The organism is Verrucomicrobiota bacterium, from assembly GCA_016200005.1.
Classification (GTDB): Bacteria; Verrucomicrobiota; Verrucomicrobiia; order Limisphaerales; family PALSA-1396; genus PALSA-1396.
This window is the reverse complement of the sequence record JACQFP010000006.1, coordinates 215460-231105: the sequence shown is the minus strand read 5'-3', so window position 1 is coordinate 231105 and position 15646 is coordinate 215460. Positions and strand designations below refer to the sequence as shown.

Here is a 15646-nt window from a genome sequence, read left to right as displayed (position 1 = left end):
TAAGTGAGCGCGCTTGAACGGGAGTATATGGACTGCGCCAGCAGAGCGTAGTGGCGATGGCGCTTTCGCATGATGAGAAGTTACCGCATCTTCCAGTGCACCCAACAAAAGCGGTGTCGCGCTCCGCTTGCCACCGCAGTCCAAAGTTGGAAGCAGCGGACACTCCCTCGACTCCGCTGACGAATGGGGAGTTTATTCGAATCGTTGCGGCGGAATCTGATCGGCAGGGAACGGGAGGTTGCGGCCCGTATGAATCTCGTTGCCGGCTGGATCAACGATATGCAGTGTAAGGAACACAAGCAGGCGTTTCTTGCCGTCGTTGGGAGATTCCGACGACCGGCCCTGATCATCCGTTGGACTGCCAAGAACCAAGGTTTGATGATCGTACAAGACAGCTTTCCCCGACAGCTTCCGGGCGTGGACAAGCTTCGAAGGATTTCCGTTTGAAAAGGGCACATCCTTGATTTCGGTTTCCGCTGTCAGTTTGACCGTAAATCCATTGGTGGCAACCTCTGCAACAAGATCACAACTTTGTCCGACCATGACTTGAGCCCCCTCAATCTTGGTCTGTTGCTCGCTAGAGATATGTGTCTTCATCCCTGAGATTGTTGTGACCTTTGACGCGCCTAGGAGTTGGCTGCCGGACTCCTCTAATGCCGAAAGCACCACAGTATTTTTGGAAGAAGTGAGAACTGCCGTCCGAGTTCCGTTTGCGATACTCGTACCACCGACTGTTTTCCAAAACTCGACGGCGGCTTTCTCCGCCACTTCGATGAACCTGGCCACGATCATGATTTGCAGTTGCGCGATGTTTAAGGTTTGCATGGCTCGTTCAACGATGTCCAGGTCTTGCAGAGTAGCGCGAACCATCAGCATTCCATGGCGGTCGTTAAGGAAGATATTCTTGGGTGGTTCCAAATCCACGCCCGCATTTGTAAAGAATTTCCGCACGGTTAGTTGCTTCTCCTCAGAGCTGCTGGTTTCCGAGAGGCCCGTTTGTTTGCGCAAGTTGGTGAAGAATGTGTTCGTCTCCACTCTGAAGAAGCGCGTGTAGAGCGGCGGAGTTTCTTCGCCTTTCTTCAATGAGAAGACGATTGCGTAGTCTTCGATGGAATACTTGATCGGCTTATCCGCGACTTTCACGATGGCGTCCAGCACATCTGCCAGACGCACGTCCTGCAGTGGCGGGTTGATACGGATAATGACAGAGCCGATGTCCACTTGTTCAACTACAGTTGTAGGAAGTCCGGTCGTCGGGTCGATACCTCCGGTGGATTGAATGTCCGTGTGCGGGTTGATGATGAAACTGACCCCGCGCTTGTCTGGGGCACGATTCTTCGATTCAATGGCAAGAGTTTCGACGACTTTGCTCAACGGTACACCTTCAAAGTGAACTTCGTCGAATCGGATTTGATCCAACTTGGAAAGGATCGCCTGACGCCCTTTGCCGGTACGAATCAAGTTGGTGCGCGTGTACGGATTGGCGGTCACCGGTGGCCATTGAGCGGAGTTCGTGGTCGTCTTTTGAGTTGCGACCAATGGCAAATCACCCAGAAGCGGAACCTTATCCTTTCGCGCCGGCGCATTGGTCGCCAGTTGTTGAATTGCCGACTCACTGCGGAAAAATCTGCCGAACAAACGCAAGTCTCCTAGCACCGGGACTTTATCCTTGATGTTTGTGCCAGTGTAGAGATCGGTGGCAGTCGCTTCTGTATTCGGAGCGGAAACGGCGTTCGACTTTTGAGCTGTCACTAGCGGCAAGTCACCTGGTAGCGGGACAGGCGACAACAGGCGAGACCCATCCTGCAGAGGCGCACCATTCAATTCCACAAGGACGCGTTCTATGGCAGGCAACTTTTCAGGAGTGGTTTGCACCCACACCTCACCGCTGGTAAATAACCACATATCAATTTCGGTTGGCTGCGTTTCCACACCCGCATCCGCCAGCACGCGACGTAGCGCGCCCTGAATGCTTTTCTGGTTTTCAAGGGAATTTGGGCGGCTTGAAACTAGTGGTCCATCGTAGGCATTGCGGTTACGACTACGTCCAAAGTCTCCGCTAGAGATACGGATTTCTGAGAGGCCGCCCCGTTTTATGAGATTCTTGGCGAAGGTTAGCTTATCAACTCGGTACTCGCGACGGATCAGGTTCGTGGCAACCGGCACAGGTGGGGGCGCCTTACCCATCGGTACAGCCAGTGCACCTACCGCGAGGACACACAGCGCCGAGGTGAAGGTCAATCCGGTCTTACGAGGTGGGCGGAAATCCATAATTCGGTCAATCCGCTCCCTTAACGCGCTCTTGGATTCCATGATGCCGACCAGTCCCAAACTCAGCACCGACCGGGTGAACGTAAGTTTGGCGACTTCGAGCAAGGTGGCCGGGTAAGCGTCGGCTTCCTGTCCCATTTCCACCATCACCATTTCGTCCACAGCCTGTTCGCGCACGCGGCGGATGACCGCGTTGGCCAGCCAGAGCAGAGGATTGTACCAGTAGAAAATCTGGAGCAACGTTTGCGCGCAGTTGACCCAGAGGTCGCCGCGTTTGATGTGGGCCAATTCATGAAGCAACACGGCGCGCATCGGGAGCGCGGACAGTTTGGCCTCCAGTTGGGCGGGAATCAAAATCGTCGGACGCCACAGTCCGCAAACGGCGGGACTGGTTGCGTCTAAGGAAAGTTTAAGCCGAAGCGGACGATTGATTTTCAATTGCCTACGGCATGATTCCAACAGTTCCCGCAGCGATTCAGGAGCGTCGTTCGCGCGCGCCGACATTCTTGCGACGAAACGAGCGCGCAACACCAGCCAAACGATGAGGCCGAACGCAACACTTGCCCAACCTAGCAGAAACATCGCCGGCCAAGCCAATGTCGGTTTGGGCGGGGCCAGAGGAGTGATCGAAGGGATGTAGATCGGTTCGGCTTCAGAGTAACTGACGGTGACCTGAACAGGTGCAGGAGCGATGACCGGTTTGTCAGGTTGTTTCAATGTCAGCCAGTAGCCCAGGCCGGTTGGTGAAGCGAAGGTAGGAGGCAGAATCAATTTGATCAGCACCAGCATCCATAGACCGTAACGAAAAACGGCGCGAACGCGTTTGCGAAGGAGGAGATCGAGCGCGATCAGAAAAACAATCAACAGGCTTGATTGAATGAGCATCGGCAGGGCGAACTGGATGAACCGGTCGCCCCAAAGGTTTAGGAATTCTATGAAAGAGTTCATTTCGATTTCAGGGTTCGCGAAGACGTTCGTTCTCTTGCTTGGTCATTTGCGTCGGCCTTTCTTCCGTTTCTGTTTGATCAATGCTTCCATTTCGGCGAGTTCATCGGCGCTGAGTTCGTGATTGTCCAACAGGCATTGCATCATGGGTGTCAGCGCGCCGTTGAAGGCGTGCTTCAGCGCGTAAAGGAGTTCACCCCGTTGCGCCTGGGCGCGGGTGATCGCGGAACGATACAAGGTCAGGTTGCGGATTTTCTCCGCGGTCAACAAACCCTTGGCAACCATCCGGTCCATCAAGGTGCGAACTGTGCTGTAGGTCCACTCCTTATGTTTGTGCAGTTTCTCCTGAATGGTGGGAGCGGCGCACGGTTCGTGTTCCCAAACGGCCTTGATGATGGCCCATTCGGCTTCGGTCAGTTCAACAGTTTGCTTGGGCATAGGTAAATGGTTTAATGAAGTAGAGAGTTCTTTACAGTTGTAAAGATGTCAAGCGGGATTTTTGAAAAAGTTTCAGCCGTGACCAGAGCCGCCAGCGCTCGTAGGAGCCGAGGTAACGAGGCTCACTTTGAATGAAGATAGAATGGTCAGAGCGTGTACGGAAATGCGACGGGGAGCAGAGTTTACCGTTTGGTGTCCAGGCTTTAGCGTGCGTTGTTCGTGCTTGCCGGCTAAAGCTGGGACACCAAACAGCTTTTTCGTGCAAGCACTCAGAGCCTCGTTACCTCGGCTCCTACGATATTCAAGGCAACGACTGAAGCCATCGCTGGCGAAGGGATTCCGGTGTTCCACCGCTCTCGCGGAGTCTGCGCAGGCTGAGAGCATCGTAGCGCTTGGCTAGCCGGGCACCGGATTCATCGGTCAGCAGCGGGCAATGATAAAAGGCAGGTGGGTGGAGACCAAGCGCGTGGTAGAGGAGGATTTGGCGCGCTGTGGATTTCAACAGGTCGGCGCCGCGCACGACTTCGGTGATTTTCATGGCGGCATCGTCCACTACGACGGAGAGTTGGTAGGCAGGGACATCATCGTGTCGCCAGACAACGAAGTCGCCGAAATCGTTTCCCGCGATGAACTGTTGCGGACCGTAGTGGCCGTCCGTGAAGGAAATGGTTTCGGCATCAGGGACGCGGAAACGCCAGTTGAAGCGCAGGTCGGAGGTCGGAAGTCGGAGGTCCGAAATCGGAACTCCGAAATCTGACTTCTGGCCTCTGACCTCTTTTCGCGCGCGGCAGGTGCCGGGATAGATTGGTTCATCGTCATCATTGGCGTGCGGCGCGCGGGCAGCGGATTGAATATCTTTGCGCGAACAGGTGCAGGGGTAAATGAAGCCGTCGGTTCGTAGTTTGTCGAGTGCGGCCCGGTAGAATTGAAATCGCTGGCTTTGGTTGTACGGACCAAATGGCCCGCCGCAGTCCGGCCCTTCTTGCCACGCAAAACCGAACCAGCGCAGGTCCTCGATCATCGCCGGGACGAACTCCAGTTTGAAGCGCATGGCGTCAATATCTTCGTTGCGTAACACCAGTATGCCGCCAGTGGAGCGCGCGCGTGCCTGCGCAATCCAGAAGGTGCGGGCGTGACCGAGATGCAAGAAGCCGGTTGGCGACGGCGCGAGGCGACCGCGATAGCCGGGAGGTTGAGAGTTGAGGGTTGCGGGTTGAGCATGTTGGCCAGTCACAGGCGTAGTTTATGAAACCAAACCGACTGTCAAAATACATTTCTGCAGACGGAACCCACCCCTACCCCCTCCCAAGAGGGGAACTGCGTCAGCGCGCGCTGAACAGTTCTCCCCTCCTTGGAGGGGTTGGGGTGGGTCCGGTCAGGCGGATTCTTTTAGCCATCCGTCCGGTCCATCAAAACGGAAAGCGGATTCGACAAGAAATTGTCGGCTAACTATCTTCGCGCCATGGCCAACCCGGAAATCCGCCGAGCGTGTCCCTTGTGCGAACGGGACAATGCTGTGTCGTTTCTGAAAAAGGCTTCACTGCAATTGGTTCGCTGCCGCGACTGTTCGATGATTTATGCGAATCCCGTGGACGCAGAACTGGCTTCGGGAAAATTCTACGACCGATTAGGAACGCCGTTCTATCTTGCACCGGACAAATTGGAGAGTGATTACGCGCCGGTGCGGTTCGAAAGGGAGTTGCGGCTGTTCCGGAGATTTTGTCCAGGCGGCGAAGTGTTGGACGTCGGTTGTTCTACGGGCGCATTCCTGTTTCAACTCAAGAGCAGGTTTTCCCAAACTTATGAAGTGACGGGGACGGACGTGACGAGCGACGCGCTGGATTATGCGGAGCAAAAGGGGATCAACGTTATCCGCGGTTTATTCCTGGATCACGAGTTTGGAACGGCGCGCTTCGACGCCGTCACATTCTGGGCGGTGATGGAACATCTGGTTGAACCGAAACTGTTTTTGACGAAGGCCGCATCGCTTCTGAAACCGGGCGGCTATTGTTTCGTCCTTGTGCCGAATCTGCGGTCGCTGGCAGTGCGCTTGTTGGGCGCAAAATACCGTTACCTCATGCCCGATCACGTGAATTACTTCACAGTCCAGACGCTTAGAAAGTTTGCGGCGTGTGAATCGGTATTCGAGATCGTTGCGCAAGGCTCATCGCACTTCAATCCGCTGGTCATTGCGCAGGATTTTCGGGGAGGAGCAGAGCGAGTGGCTGAGGAAGACCGCGCGCGGCTGTTGAAACGGACGACGGCTTACAAACAGAATCCGTGGCTCAAGCCGATCAAGTGGCTATACTCGGCAACTGAAAGAATGCTGGCGACGATGAACCTGGCGGACAATCTCTACATCGTTTTGCGAAAAGGCCGATGAGCGAGCGCGGGCGATGACGCACGCCAAGCTTATGGCTTTTCCTTGGCTGGTTTCCCCGGTTCGGTTTCGTCGATGATGGCTTGTTGGCTTGCGTTGCCTCCCAGTTTGGTGAGGCCTTTGCGCGCGGTCACATCGGGCGGTTCGGCGAAGCGTCCTTGGTCGTTGGACTCGGCGATCCATTTTTGCAACACGGAGCGAAGCCGCTCGAGGGCGGCCATGTGATCGGGCTGCGGCGATTCGGCGAGGTTGTTCATCGCCCAAGGATCGGCGTCCAGGTCGTAAAGTTCTTCCGGCGGCATCGAGGGCGCGAGATAGAAGTTCTTCTGCCATTCGGTCAGTTTTCCCTCCGCGCCGAGTTCCTTGATCAGATTCCAAACTGGGTAACTGCGCTCTTTGTAATCGTTCTTTTGCAGGAACGGCCGTTCCGGCATGAAGTTGCGGATGTAGCGATAGCGCGCGTCGCGCACGGTGCGGAAGCGGAACATCGTCTCGTCGCAGCGGTCGCGTGCGCCGAAGACGGCCTCGCGCGGCGGTTCGGCGTGGTCGCCAAGGAAAATGCGGCCCTGCATCTTGGGGGGCTTCGCGTGGCCGGCCACGTCGAGAAACGTTGGCGTGAAGTCGATGGCCTCGAGGAGTTGGTCGCTCACGCCGCCGACTGTAAATTGTTTGGGTGCGGGAAAATGTTTCGCCCAGCGGATGATGAGCGGGATGCGCAGGCCGTCGTCGTAGCAAAATTGTTTGCCACGGACGTGACATTGGCCGTGGTCGGCCATGAAGAGCACGATGGTGTCGTCAGCCAGTCCATCGGCCTCAAGTTGCTGGAGCACCAGCCCAATCTTGCGGTCGAGTTCGCTGGCGGCATCGAGGTAGGCGGCCCAATCGGCGCGTGTGACGGGATGATCGGGATAAATCGGCGGCACGTCCACTTTGTCGGGGTCGGCGCGTTTGGGCGCGTGAAACTTGCGATGCGTCTCCTGAAAATTGATTTGGGCGTAGAATGGCTGGCGCGGTTTCAGATCCACCCAACTCTCCGAATCGAAAGGCTTTCCAAAATAAGTGAAGTTCCAATCTGTCTTGGCCGTGCCGTCGAAGCCGCAACTCGCGGGCAGCTTGCGAACGTTCGCCGTGAAGTAACCTGCCTCGCGCATCCAATCGCTGATCACCTTCACGCCGTCGGGCAGCCGATAACCGTCGTCGCGATGCGAGCGATGATGATGGGCGCCGATGGTGGTTTGATACATGCCCGTGATGAAGGCCGAGCGGCTGGCGGAGCAGACCGGCGCAGTCGTGAACGCCCGTGTGTAGCGCATGCCTTGAGATGCGAGCCGGTCGAGGTTGGGCGACCAGACTTGTTTGGCGCCGTAACAGCCGAGGTCGGGAGAAAAATCCTCCGCGATGAGCCAGAGAATGTTCGGGCGATTGGGTTTGTTCCCAGCGGCGTGGCTTGTGAGAAGAAACAAGCTGACGAAGCTGACCGCGGTTGCCAACCAGCGAATTGGATTCGGGAGACGCATCGCGTCAATAATTTTGACCTCATGTGAAACGCTGGTCAATCGTCGATCGCGTTACGATTTTGACCGCAGTGATTTCCGTGGCTTCAGCGGGGTGTGTAGGACGGATAGCCTGACAGATCAACCCACTGTAGTTGGTATTTGGCTTTGTTCAACCCTGCCTTTGCGCAAAGGGCGTCCATGTCGGCCTGCATCTCGGCGCTCGGACCGGACGTGGAGCGACCCCCGAAGAACACCAGTTCGCCGGGTAGCGGCAGCAGGTCCGGCGATCCCGAATCGCCGCCCTTCCAGGTATTGAGGTAAAGTCCCGGCACATCGGCGCTGACGTTGCCCAACTGTTCCGTTCGGAAAACGGGGTGGGGGGCGTTGCCGAAGGTGGGGTATTTCGCAAGCACGTTCGTCAAGGCAACCACCCGCAGCGGCTCGATGGAGGCGGGCAGATCCTTGTTGAACAGCAGAATCATGTAGTCCCGATTGCTTTCCGCCGTCGTCCTGACAACGGAGCGTAGCACCGTCGCCTCGACGAGCGTATTGTTCGTGGTGACAAACCAGACCTTCTCGCCGGTGCGGTTGGTCATGAAGCCCGGTGATCCGGTTCCGTGCCCGCGAGTGTAGCCATGCCGCCTCGTCAAGGCGGTGATGGGCGACTGGCCGCCGGCGCCCGCCTCCTGCCAGACCGGGCTGAGAGCGGTCAGACCTTTCATGTCCCACATCAAGCCATTCGTGTTCCATCGTACGATGGGCGCAGGCCAGCGGCGGGCTGTTGCATTCGTGGGCCAGTCCGCCGGGAGTGACCGCACAGACCAGATGCGGGCATCTCTGCCGTTCGTGTGGGCAACGAAGTTGGTCCAGATCCGGTGGTTCAGCGAGTCCGGAAAGTAATGGTGAAAGACGGTGTTGGTGATCGTGTTGGTCGGTGAAGACAACTGAAGGAGCGCGAACACCGCCGCGCCGTTGGTTGACCAGCCGACCAGGTTGGTGGTCACCCCGTGCCCTTCTGGACCGCGTGGTGTGCCTTCCGCGGCGCGGCTCTCGAACGGCGCAAAGTGGCCGGCATCGATGGCAACCCAAAAGCACACCGCGATCAGAACAAGTTTTTTTCCGGTCATCGGATTCTACAAATATCAACCCGCGCGCTTCTCCAAAGTGGGAGCCCGCTCCAAGCACCCCATCGGCCAAACCAATGCCTCACGCAGCCAAAAAGCCGATATGAACGACTTGCTCTAATCTATCAGTCGTTTGGTCAGGTCGCCATACGCATCAATGCGCCGGTCGCGCAGGAATGGCCAGTGGGTGCGGGTGACGTTTACTTTGTTCAGGTCAATGGGAACGATCAGGTTCTCCTCTCGATCAAGGCTGGCTTTGGCCAGGATCTGGCCTGATGTGCCGGCCACAAAACTTTGTCCCCAGAACTGGATGCCCTCGCCGCCGGCCGGCTTTTCCAACCCGACCCGGTTGGCCACCGCGACGTAGCAGCCGTTGGCAACGGCGTGACTGCGCTGGATCAGTTCCCAGGCGGAATGCTGGTGGACGCCGTATTCCGCTTTCTCTTTTGGATGCCATCCAATGGCCGTGGGATAAAATAAAATCTCTGCGCCTTGCAACGCCGTGAGCCGCGCGGCTTCGGGATACCATTGATCCCAGCAGATCAACACGCCGATTTTTCCATGCCGGGTCTGCCAGGCGCGAAAGCCCAGGTCGCCGGGTGTGAAATAGAATTTTTCGTAGAACAATGGATCGTCGGGAATGTGCATCTTACGATAGCTGCCGAGCAGCGCGCCGTCCGCGTCGATGATGACGGCGGTATTGTGGTAGAGGCCGGCGGCGCGTTTCTCGAAGAGCGAGGCGATGATGACGATCTTGTGTTTCCGGGCAAGTTTTTGAAAGGCCTCGGTGCTCGGTCCGGGAATCGGTTCGGCCAGGCGGAAGTTCTGGTGATCCTCGCTTTGACAAAAATATTGGGAACGAAACAGTTCCTGAGTGCAAATGATTTGCGCGCCCTGCCGGGCGGCGCGTTGAACAGCGGCCAGTGTTTTTTTGAGATTGGCAGCCGGGTCAGTGGAGGCAGCGGATTGGATGAGACCCAGCTTGACGATGGCGGAACGCGGCGAACCCTTCATGGCAGTTCACTTTTTTGCAGCCAGGCGCGCGGTGTGTTCCATCAACTTGGTGCTGCCTTTCGAATCGTTGGCGGCCGGGGGAACGGCCTGGCCGAACAATTCGCGGATGAATTTGCCGAGCGTCTCGTTGGTCGGGCCGTACCCTTGATGATAAATGTAGTGCTCCAGATTGTAGAGCAGCTCGTCGGCGTCCGGGTAACGCTTATCCAGTTCGCGCGCCAGGGCGCGGTGCAGAATCTCATTGAGGCGGTCATCGATCCGGTCGTCGAGCGTACGGAAATCAGGGATGGGTTGTTTCATGATCCGCTGGCGGGATTCCTCCGGGGAGGGACCTTTGAAGATATTCCGACCGAGCAGGAGATTGGCCAGCACAACCCCGGCGGAAAAAATGTCGGAGCGTTTATCGGTGATCTGGAAATTGGCCTGCTCCGGGCTCATGAAATCGGCCTTGCCCGCCACGACTTCGCCTTCGTTGTCCTGGAGAAATCCGCGCGCCTTGGCGATGCCGAAATCGGTCAGCTTCACGTCGCCCTCGAACGCGATCATGATGTTTTTGAAACTGACGTCGCGGTGGACGATGCCCAGATGCTTGCCGTCTTTGTCCGTCTTGGCGTGGGCGTACGCCAGTCCACGCGCCACGCGACTGGTGATGAACACGGCCAGTTCTTTGGGCAGCTTGCGTTTCTTGTCGGCCAGTTGCTGGCTGAACTGTTCCAAGTTGGCGCCGCGAATCAGTTCCATTGCGATGAAATAAACGCCGCGCGTCTCGCCCAGTTGGTAGGTCTGCGCAATGTTGGTGTGGATGAGGTCCGCGACGAGCTTGGCTTCGCCGATGAAATTTTCGATGAAGGATTGTTGATTGGCGTAATTCTGGCGGATGACCTTGATGGCGACGCGTTTGACAAAGTTGCGCGCGCCGTGTTGTTCGGCTTCGTAAACCACGCCCATGCCGCCTTCGAAAATCACGCGCGTGATATCGTAGCGGAATTCGCTCTGAATCGTGAAGAGAGCCATTGACGTGGATGTTGTGGCAATGGCCGTTCAAGTCAAGCCTGTGGTTGGGGGCCGGCGTTGGCCCCTCCTTACGCGCCCGAAGGCAGAATTGTCTTCGCGCGAATTTCTTCATTTTCTCCTTGCGCCGCCGGGGTGAAACGCTTTAATACGCGCAAGTCAAACGACTTTACTTAACCAAACATCAACTGAAAACAAACTATGTCAAAAGCACTCTCAAAATCCCAAGTCGCAGCAGAACTCGCTGAGAAGAACGGCCTGAGCAAGAAGCAGGCAGTGCAGATCCTGGAATCACTCGCCCAAATGGCCTATCGCAACGCCAAGAACACTTTCACTCTTCCCGGCATCGGCAAACTCGTGTTGGTCAACCGCAAAGCCCGCATCGGACGCAACCCGGCTACCGGCGAACAGATTCAGATCCCCGCCAAGCGCGTCGTGAAGTTCCGCGTCGCCAAGGCCGCCAAGGACGCCATCCTGAGTTAACTCTTCCGCTTTCATTGAGGCACTCTGATGGCATCGGAGTGCCTCTTTTGCTTCGGCCGATTGAAGCCGGCACGTGTCTCGCGCTTGAACATCGTGCCTGAGCCTCGTGGGGAGGGCGCGACCTGGAACCACGGGCGACAACTGCTTGCTCCCCGACTTCAGCATGAAATTCGCCATGGTTGGTTGTGGCGCCCTCGGCAGTTACTACGGCGCAAAGCTGTGTCGCGCCGGAGAGCAGGTTCATTTTTTGCTGCGTTCGGATTACGAAGCGGTGCAACGGCAGGGCGTGTTGATCCACAGCCCGGATGGAGACTTTCAGGTTCGGCCCTTAATTGCGAAAGCTCCGGAAGAAATTGGCGTCTGCGATTGGGTCCTCATTGGATTGAAGACCACGGCGAACGACCAGTTTGCGCGACTGCTCCCGCCGCTGATCGGGCGGGCCACCGCGGTCGTCACGTTGCAAAACGGTCTGGGCAACGAAGAACAACTGGCGGCCTTGTTCGGTAGCGAAAAAATTCTGGGTGGACTTTGTTTCGTTTGCCTGAATCGGCTCAAGCCGGGAGTGATTCAGCATACAGCGCATGGGAGGATCGTCCTGGGCGAATTTCAACGCCGCGCGCAACCGCGCACTCACGACCTGGCAGCATTGTTTTGTCGCGCCGGTGTGCCATGTGAACTGACCGAGGATCTGGAACGCGCGCACTGGGAGAAACTGGTCTGGAATATTCCCTTCAACGGACTCGGCGTGGCCGGCGCCGCCGGTTATGACGCGGTGGTGACAGGGCAGGTGACCGGTGGACGCGCGCTCGGCCCGTGTCTGACCACTCAAGACTTGTTGAGTGATGCGCGCTGGGAAAAACTGGTTCGCGAATTGATGATGGAGGTGATCGACACCGCCAACAAGCTGGGCCTGGCGATTTCTGAAAGCACCACGGAGACGCAGATTTCCCGCACCCGCGCGATGGGTGCTTACAAGGCCTCGACCCTCGTTGATTTTGAAAGAGGGCAACCGTTGGAGTTGAACAGTCTCTTCAACGAACCTTTCCGCCGCGCCCAAAGGACCGGAGTAGCTACGCCACGATTGGCGGCGCTCTGCGCCGTCTTGCAGCAGTTGGATGATCGATGATGGTTTTGCATCCGGCATCGCGCTTCTTCAAGCGCAGGTTTTTGGGCGCAGATCAACCACGGTGCGACAATCACTTCGCCACGAAGACTGACCAGGTATTCGCCATTCCCCGTTCGTTCGATTTGCGCGTCGAATCAAAAGATTGTCGTTGCTGGCGCACTCCGGCTGTGGGTATTGTGCTTCCGTCATCGGAGCGTAGCTCAGCCTGGCTAGAGCACTTGGTTTGGGACCAAGACGTCGCAGGTTCAAATCCTGTCGCTCCGACCATCTTCTTCCGGGGCATGACCGGACCACATTTATGTCGTTGCTGCCGACGGAATGATTGCCGCGACGGGCAGCGGGGACCGCGGGAAGTTGCGCCACTGGTCGTGGATAATGGCGGCTGTTTGGAGATGCTCACCCCGCCCGGGGCTTCACGCAGGCGGTCGCCCAGAAGCTGAGCGTTTAGAGTTCTTCTTCCGGCTTGCTCACCATTTTGAGTGTGGCTTGATAATTGCCGAGCACATTGATGGTCAGAACGCCAGAATCATCACCCGTCTGTTCGCCGGTTAATTCGACCGGAAGTTCCTGATTGAGTTGCGATTTTTTCAAGGGCGTGCTCAACAACGGTTCCTTGTCCTTGCCATACACGACCAATTCCAGCGTGTCCGCCTTTTTGCGCACGCCCAACAGGCAGAGGGGAAGCTTGTGCTCCTCGTTTTCCGCGTTGACTGTGACGAGTCGCAACTTGTCTTTCGGCGTCGCCTTTCCCTCCGGGGCGGGGGCGATGTTCAACATCCATAACTGGCCGAGCGGCAGGATTTCCGCACCGACTTTCGTCATCGATTCCTTGGTCAGCTTCTTGTCGGGAATCACCAGGATGCCGCCGCCACCCGCCGCAAAGGCGGAAGGCTTTTCGGCGTCGGCTTCCATCTTGAACTGGATATTGTCGAGCTTGGCAAAAGATTCGGTCAATCGTTGTGCAATTCTCCGGGCCTGATCGCGGTCAATTTGCTCCTGGGCGAAGGCCGCCACAATCGAAAGAGTGAAGGCGAGAACAACAAGATATTTTTTCATTTGAAGAGAAGGTTGAAGTTGGACGCTCACGGTCATGGTAACGCTGCCATTGTCGGCGGGTTACAAAACCTTACTTCTTTTTGGGTTCGATTTTGAGCAGGTCGATGCTGGCTTTGCCTTTCTCCTCCTTGATCTTGGCAAAAATCTCCTTCTGCTCGGGCGTCAGTTCCTTTTCGATCTGGGCGCTGAATTCGTCAATGGTCTTCGTCGTGGCCGCGATCGTTTCAATGCGCGTCGCTTTGAGCTTGTCCACGGCCTGGTCCAGGGCCAGTTCCACCTTGTCCTTTTGCTCGGGCGTCAGTTTCAATTTCGATTCCAGATAGCGCATGGCGGTGTCGTGCCACTCGGTGGGATCATGGCGTTTTTGCATCGCCCGTTTCGTGGAACAAATTCCCAGCAACGCGCCCGCCGTCCCGCTGACCACCACGACCGCCACCAACAGCAGCGCGATTTTCCAATGCCTCAACAAACTCATAACATCCAGAAGAGATCGGCAACGGTGTGCTCCAAGGCCGGCTTCAGCAGTTGCCCGTCGGCGGACATCGAGCTGCTCCAGGCCAGCGACAGCAAAAGCAAAACCGAGGCACAAACCAACGCGCGCAAACTCAACCGTTCCCAAATCACGTCCGGCGAAACCGTGCGCGCCTGCGCCCGCCACAGGGCCACGACACGGGTGGCGAACCCGAACGGGATTTCGCGCAGCGGCGGCACGGGCGCTTTGCGCGCCGCGGCGGCACCCACCTGCCAGTTACGATCGAATCGATTCATAAATTTCCTCTCGCTTCTTGAACTGCTCCGCCAGTTTTCTCAATTTCCGCCGGGCGCGAAAAGCCCGCACTTTGACCAGCGACTTGCTCCAGCCAGTCAGCTCGCTGATTTGATTCACCGACTTTTCCTGCAAATCGAGCAGGTTGATCACCAGCCGGTCTTCTGGTGACAGTTCGGCCAGCAATTTGTGTATCAACTCGCGCGCGGCGGCCGCATCGGCGGCCGATGGCGAGGATTCCACTTCCGTGCTGACAAAAAATTCCAGCCAGGCCGCTTCCGCTTCCGAAAGATCCGCCCACCGCAACTCCGGCCGGCGCATCTGGGCGCGCAGGGCATCCAGACACGTGTTGACCGCGATGCGCGACACCCAATGTTCAAAGGGGATGGACTGGCGGGGTTGATATTGTTCCAATCGTTGAAACAACTTCATAAAAATTTCCTGCGCCAGGTCATCTTCAGAAACACGACGCGGCAAATGCGTGCGCACCACTTTGAGCACCAGCGGATAGAGATGCGTCACCAGCATTTTGGCGGCTTCCTCGTCCTGCTGGCGCACCCGTTCCAGGCATCCGGCCACATCGAAGTTGTCTTCCGACATGGCTAAAGACATTCACGCTCAACATTCATAACGCACGAATCTGAAGGAGGGTTACAGTGGCCAAATCCCGCGATTCTGCAACTCGCTTTCCGCTTTTCATGCGGCGGCAACGATGCGGAAACACAGTCAGGTTGGTCAATGGAATAAGCGATTCGCCGTTCGCTATCGCGCTTGAACCCGGTAGAGATGGTTTTCGGTTGGCATGAAGAGCCAGCCCTCAACCACGGCATACGAAGCCAGCGTGCGCTCGTTGATCGGGTTCTCAGGTCAAGAGCGGCGTAACAATTTGCGTGAGCGATTTGGTTCGTGCACACCGTCCTTGAATCAAACGCGAAACCCGGTAACATCGCCGACATGAAACTTGTTTATGCATGTGGTGTCTGGCTGGCGATGGGCGCGGTGCTGGGTGCGGGTATCTATCTGGCCACGGTCAAAGGCAATCCCTGGCTGCTGATCGTCGGCTTCGCTGGCTTCGTGTTTGCGGTCGGTAAGATCGGCTGCATGCACCATTGATGGCAGTTCGCCCCGTTTACCTCGGGGCTTCGGCAAGGCGTGGTTTTTGACCGAGGTGCTCGCCGGGTTTTCGATTGAAGGCTGACCAGGGTTCAGGCTATGCTCCACGCCACAGCCTATGAAAACTCGAATTCTCACTCAACTGCTGTTCCTCCTCGCGTCTCCGGCGCTTCACGCCGCTGACACCACCGCCCAGCCAAGTTGGCACGCGCAGTCGCTTGGCGAAGCCATCGGGTACATGTTGCTGTTCACTGGCATTGGTCTGGCGGCGGCGATTGCCGGCTTCAAGCTCTTCGACAAATGCACGCCCGGCGATCTCACCAAGGAGATTCTGGAGAACAAGAACGTCGCCGCCGCCATCATCGGCGCCGCGGTGATTCTCGGCGTGTGTATCATCGTGGCCGCGGCGATGCTTGGCTGAAA

Annotated in this window: 16 protein-coding genes and 1 tRNA gene; 6 read left to right on the top strand and 11 right to left on the bottom strand. The window is 57.0% G+C overall.

All coding sequences use genetic code 11. The features are described 5' to 3' along the window. Window positions 1-192: 192 nt before the first annotated feature. The 3 genes from HY298_02410 to gluQRS all read right to left on the bottom strand — a co-directional run bounded on the left by HY298_02410 (window position 193) and on the right by gluQRS (window position 4888). Window positions 193-3219: a hypothetical protein gene (locus HY298_02410; GenBank protein MBI3849133.1), complete on the bottom strand. Its 3027-nt coding sequence runs from the start codon at window positions 3217-3219 to the stop codon at window positions 193-195. Between the two features lie 42 nt (window positions 3220-3261). Then, entirely contained in the window at window positions 3262-3654 is a 393-nt protein-coding gene (locus tag HY298_02405) for a BlaI/MecI/CopY family transcriptional regulator (protein ID MBI3849132.1), read from the bottom strand. 301 nt (window positions 3655-3955) lie between these two features. Next, window positions 3956-4888 carry a tRNA glutamyl-Q(34) synthetase GluQRS gene (gene gluQRS / locus HY298_02400; protein MBI3849131.1) on the bottom strand — a complete coding sequence of 311 codons (933 nt, stop codon included), beginning with the start codon at window positions 4886-4888 and terminating at the stop codon, window positions 3956-3958. Between the two features lie 228 nt (window positions 4889-5116). On the opposite strand from gluQRS, the gene HY298_02395 reads away from it, so the two are divergent. Further along, window positions 5117-6037 carry a class I SAM-dependent methyltransferase gene (locus HY298_02395; protein ID MBI3849130.1) on the top strand — a complete coding sequence of 307 codons (921 nt, stop codon included), beginning with the start codon at window positions 5117-5119 and terminating at the stop codon, window positions 6035-6037. 29 nt (window positions 6038-6066) lie between these two features. On the opposite strand, the gene HY298_02390 is transcribed toward HY298_02395, so the two are convergent. From HY298_02390 to HY298_02375, 4 genes are all read right to left on the bottom strand, one after another. Continuing rightward, entirely contained in the window at window positions 6067-7551 is a 1485-nt protein-coding gene (locus HY298_02390; protein MBI3849129.1) for a sulfatase, read from the bottom strand. Between the two features lie 83 nt (window positions 7552-7634). Then, complete coding sequence (locus tag HY298_02385; GenBank protein MBI3849128.1) at window positions 7635-8657, bottom strand: hypothetical protein; 1023 nt, start codon at window positions 8655-8657, stop codon at window positions 7635-7637. 114 nt (window positions 8658-8771) lie between these two features. Further along, window positions 8772-9668 carry a carbon-nitrogen hydrolase gene (locus HY298_02380; protein MBI3849127.1) on the bottom strand — a complete coding sequence of 299 codons (897 nt, stop codon included), beginning with the start codon at window positions 9666-9668 and terminating at the stop codon, window positions 8772-8774. Window positions 9669-9674: 6 nt separating this feature from the next. Further along, window positions 9675-10682, bottom strand: coding sequence for a serine/threonine protein kinase (locus HY298_02375; protein MBI3849126.1), 1008 nt, complete (start codon window positions 10680-10682; stop codon window positions 9675-9677). 198 nt (window positions 10683-10880) lie between these two features. Between HY298_02375 and HY298_02370 the strand changes: the two genes are divergently transcribed. The 3 genes from HY298_02370 to HY298_02360 all read left to right on the top strand — a co-directional run bounded on the left by HY298_02370 (window position 10881) and on the right by HY298_02360 (window position 12555). Beyond that, the gene (locus tag HY298_02370) at window positions 10881-11162 is read left to right on the top strand and encodes an HU family DNA-binding protein (protein MBI3849125.1); all 282 of its coding nucleotides are present in this window, start codon (window positions 10881-10883) and stop codon (window positions 11160-11162) included. 163 nt (window positions 11163-11325) lie between these two features. After that, window positions 11326-12288 (top strand): 2-dehydropantoate 2-reductase, encoded by a 963-nt coding sequence (locus tag HY298_02365; GenBank protein ID MBI3849124.1) that lies wholly within the window; start codon window positions 11326-11328, stop codon window positions 12286-12288. A 189-nt stretch (window positions 12289-12477) separates the two neighbouring features. After that, a tRNA-Pro gene (locus HY298_02360) sits at window positions 12478-12555 on the top strand. 177 nt (window positions 12556-12732) lie between these two features. On the opposite strand, the gene HY298_02355 is transcribed toward HY298_02360, so the two are convergent. From HY298_02355 to HY298_02340, 4 genes are all read right to left on the bottom strand, one after another. Further along, the gene (locus tag HY298_02355; protein MBI3849123.1) at window positions 12733-13344 is read right to left on the bottom strand and encodes a hypothetical protein; all 612 of its coding nucleotides are present in this window, start codon (window positions 13342-13344) and stop codon (window positions 12733-12735) included. A gap of 70 nt (window positions 13345-13414) precedes the next feature. Next, on the bottom strand, window positions 13415-13819 hold the full coding sequence (locus HY298_02350; GenBank protein MBI3849122.1) for a hypothetical protein: 405 nt from the start codon (window positions 13817-13819) through the stop codon (window positions 13415-13417). Next, window positions 13816-14112 carry a hypothetical protein gene (locus HY298_02345; protein ID MBI3849121.1) on the bottom strand — a complete coding sequence of 99 codons (297 nt, stop codon included), beginning with the start codon at window positions 14110-14112 and terminating at the stop codon, window positions 13816-13818. The genes HY298_02350 and HY298_02345 overlap by 4 nt, the downstream gene beginning before the upstream one ends. After that, on the bottom strand, window positions 14093-14710 hold the full coding sequence (locus tag HY298_02340) for a sigma-70 family RNA polymerase sigma factor (GenBank protein ID MBI3849120.1): 618 nt from the start codon (window positions 14708-14710) through the stop codon (window positions 14093-14095). Before HY298_02340 ends, HY298_02345 begins: the two co-directional genes overlap by 20 nt. A gap of 354 nt (window positions 14711-15064) precedes the next feature. On the opposite strand from HY298_02340, the gene HY298_02335 reads away from it, so the two are divergent. Both HY298_02335 and HY298_02330 read left to right on the top strand, forming a co-directional pair. Further along, window positions 15065-15223, top strand: coding sequence for a hypothetical protein (locus HY298_02335; protein ID MBI3849119.1), 159 nt, complete (start codon window positions 15065-15067; stop codon window positions 15221-15223). 118 nt (window positions 15224-15341) lie between these two features. Further along, on the top strand, window positions 15342-15644 hold the full coding sequence (locus HY298_02330) for a DUF350 domain-containing protein (GenBank protein MBI3849118.1): 303 nt from the start codon (window positions 15342-15344) through the stop codon (window positions 15642-15644). Window positions 15645-15646 lie beyond the last annotated feature (2 nt).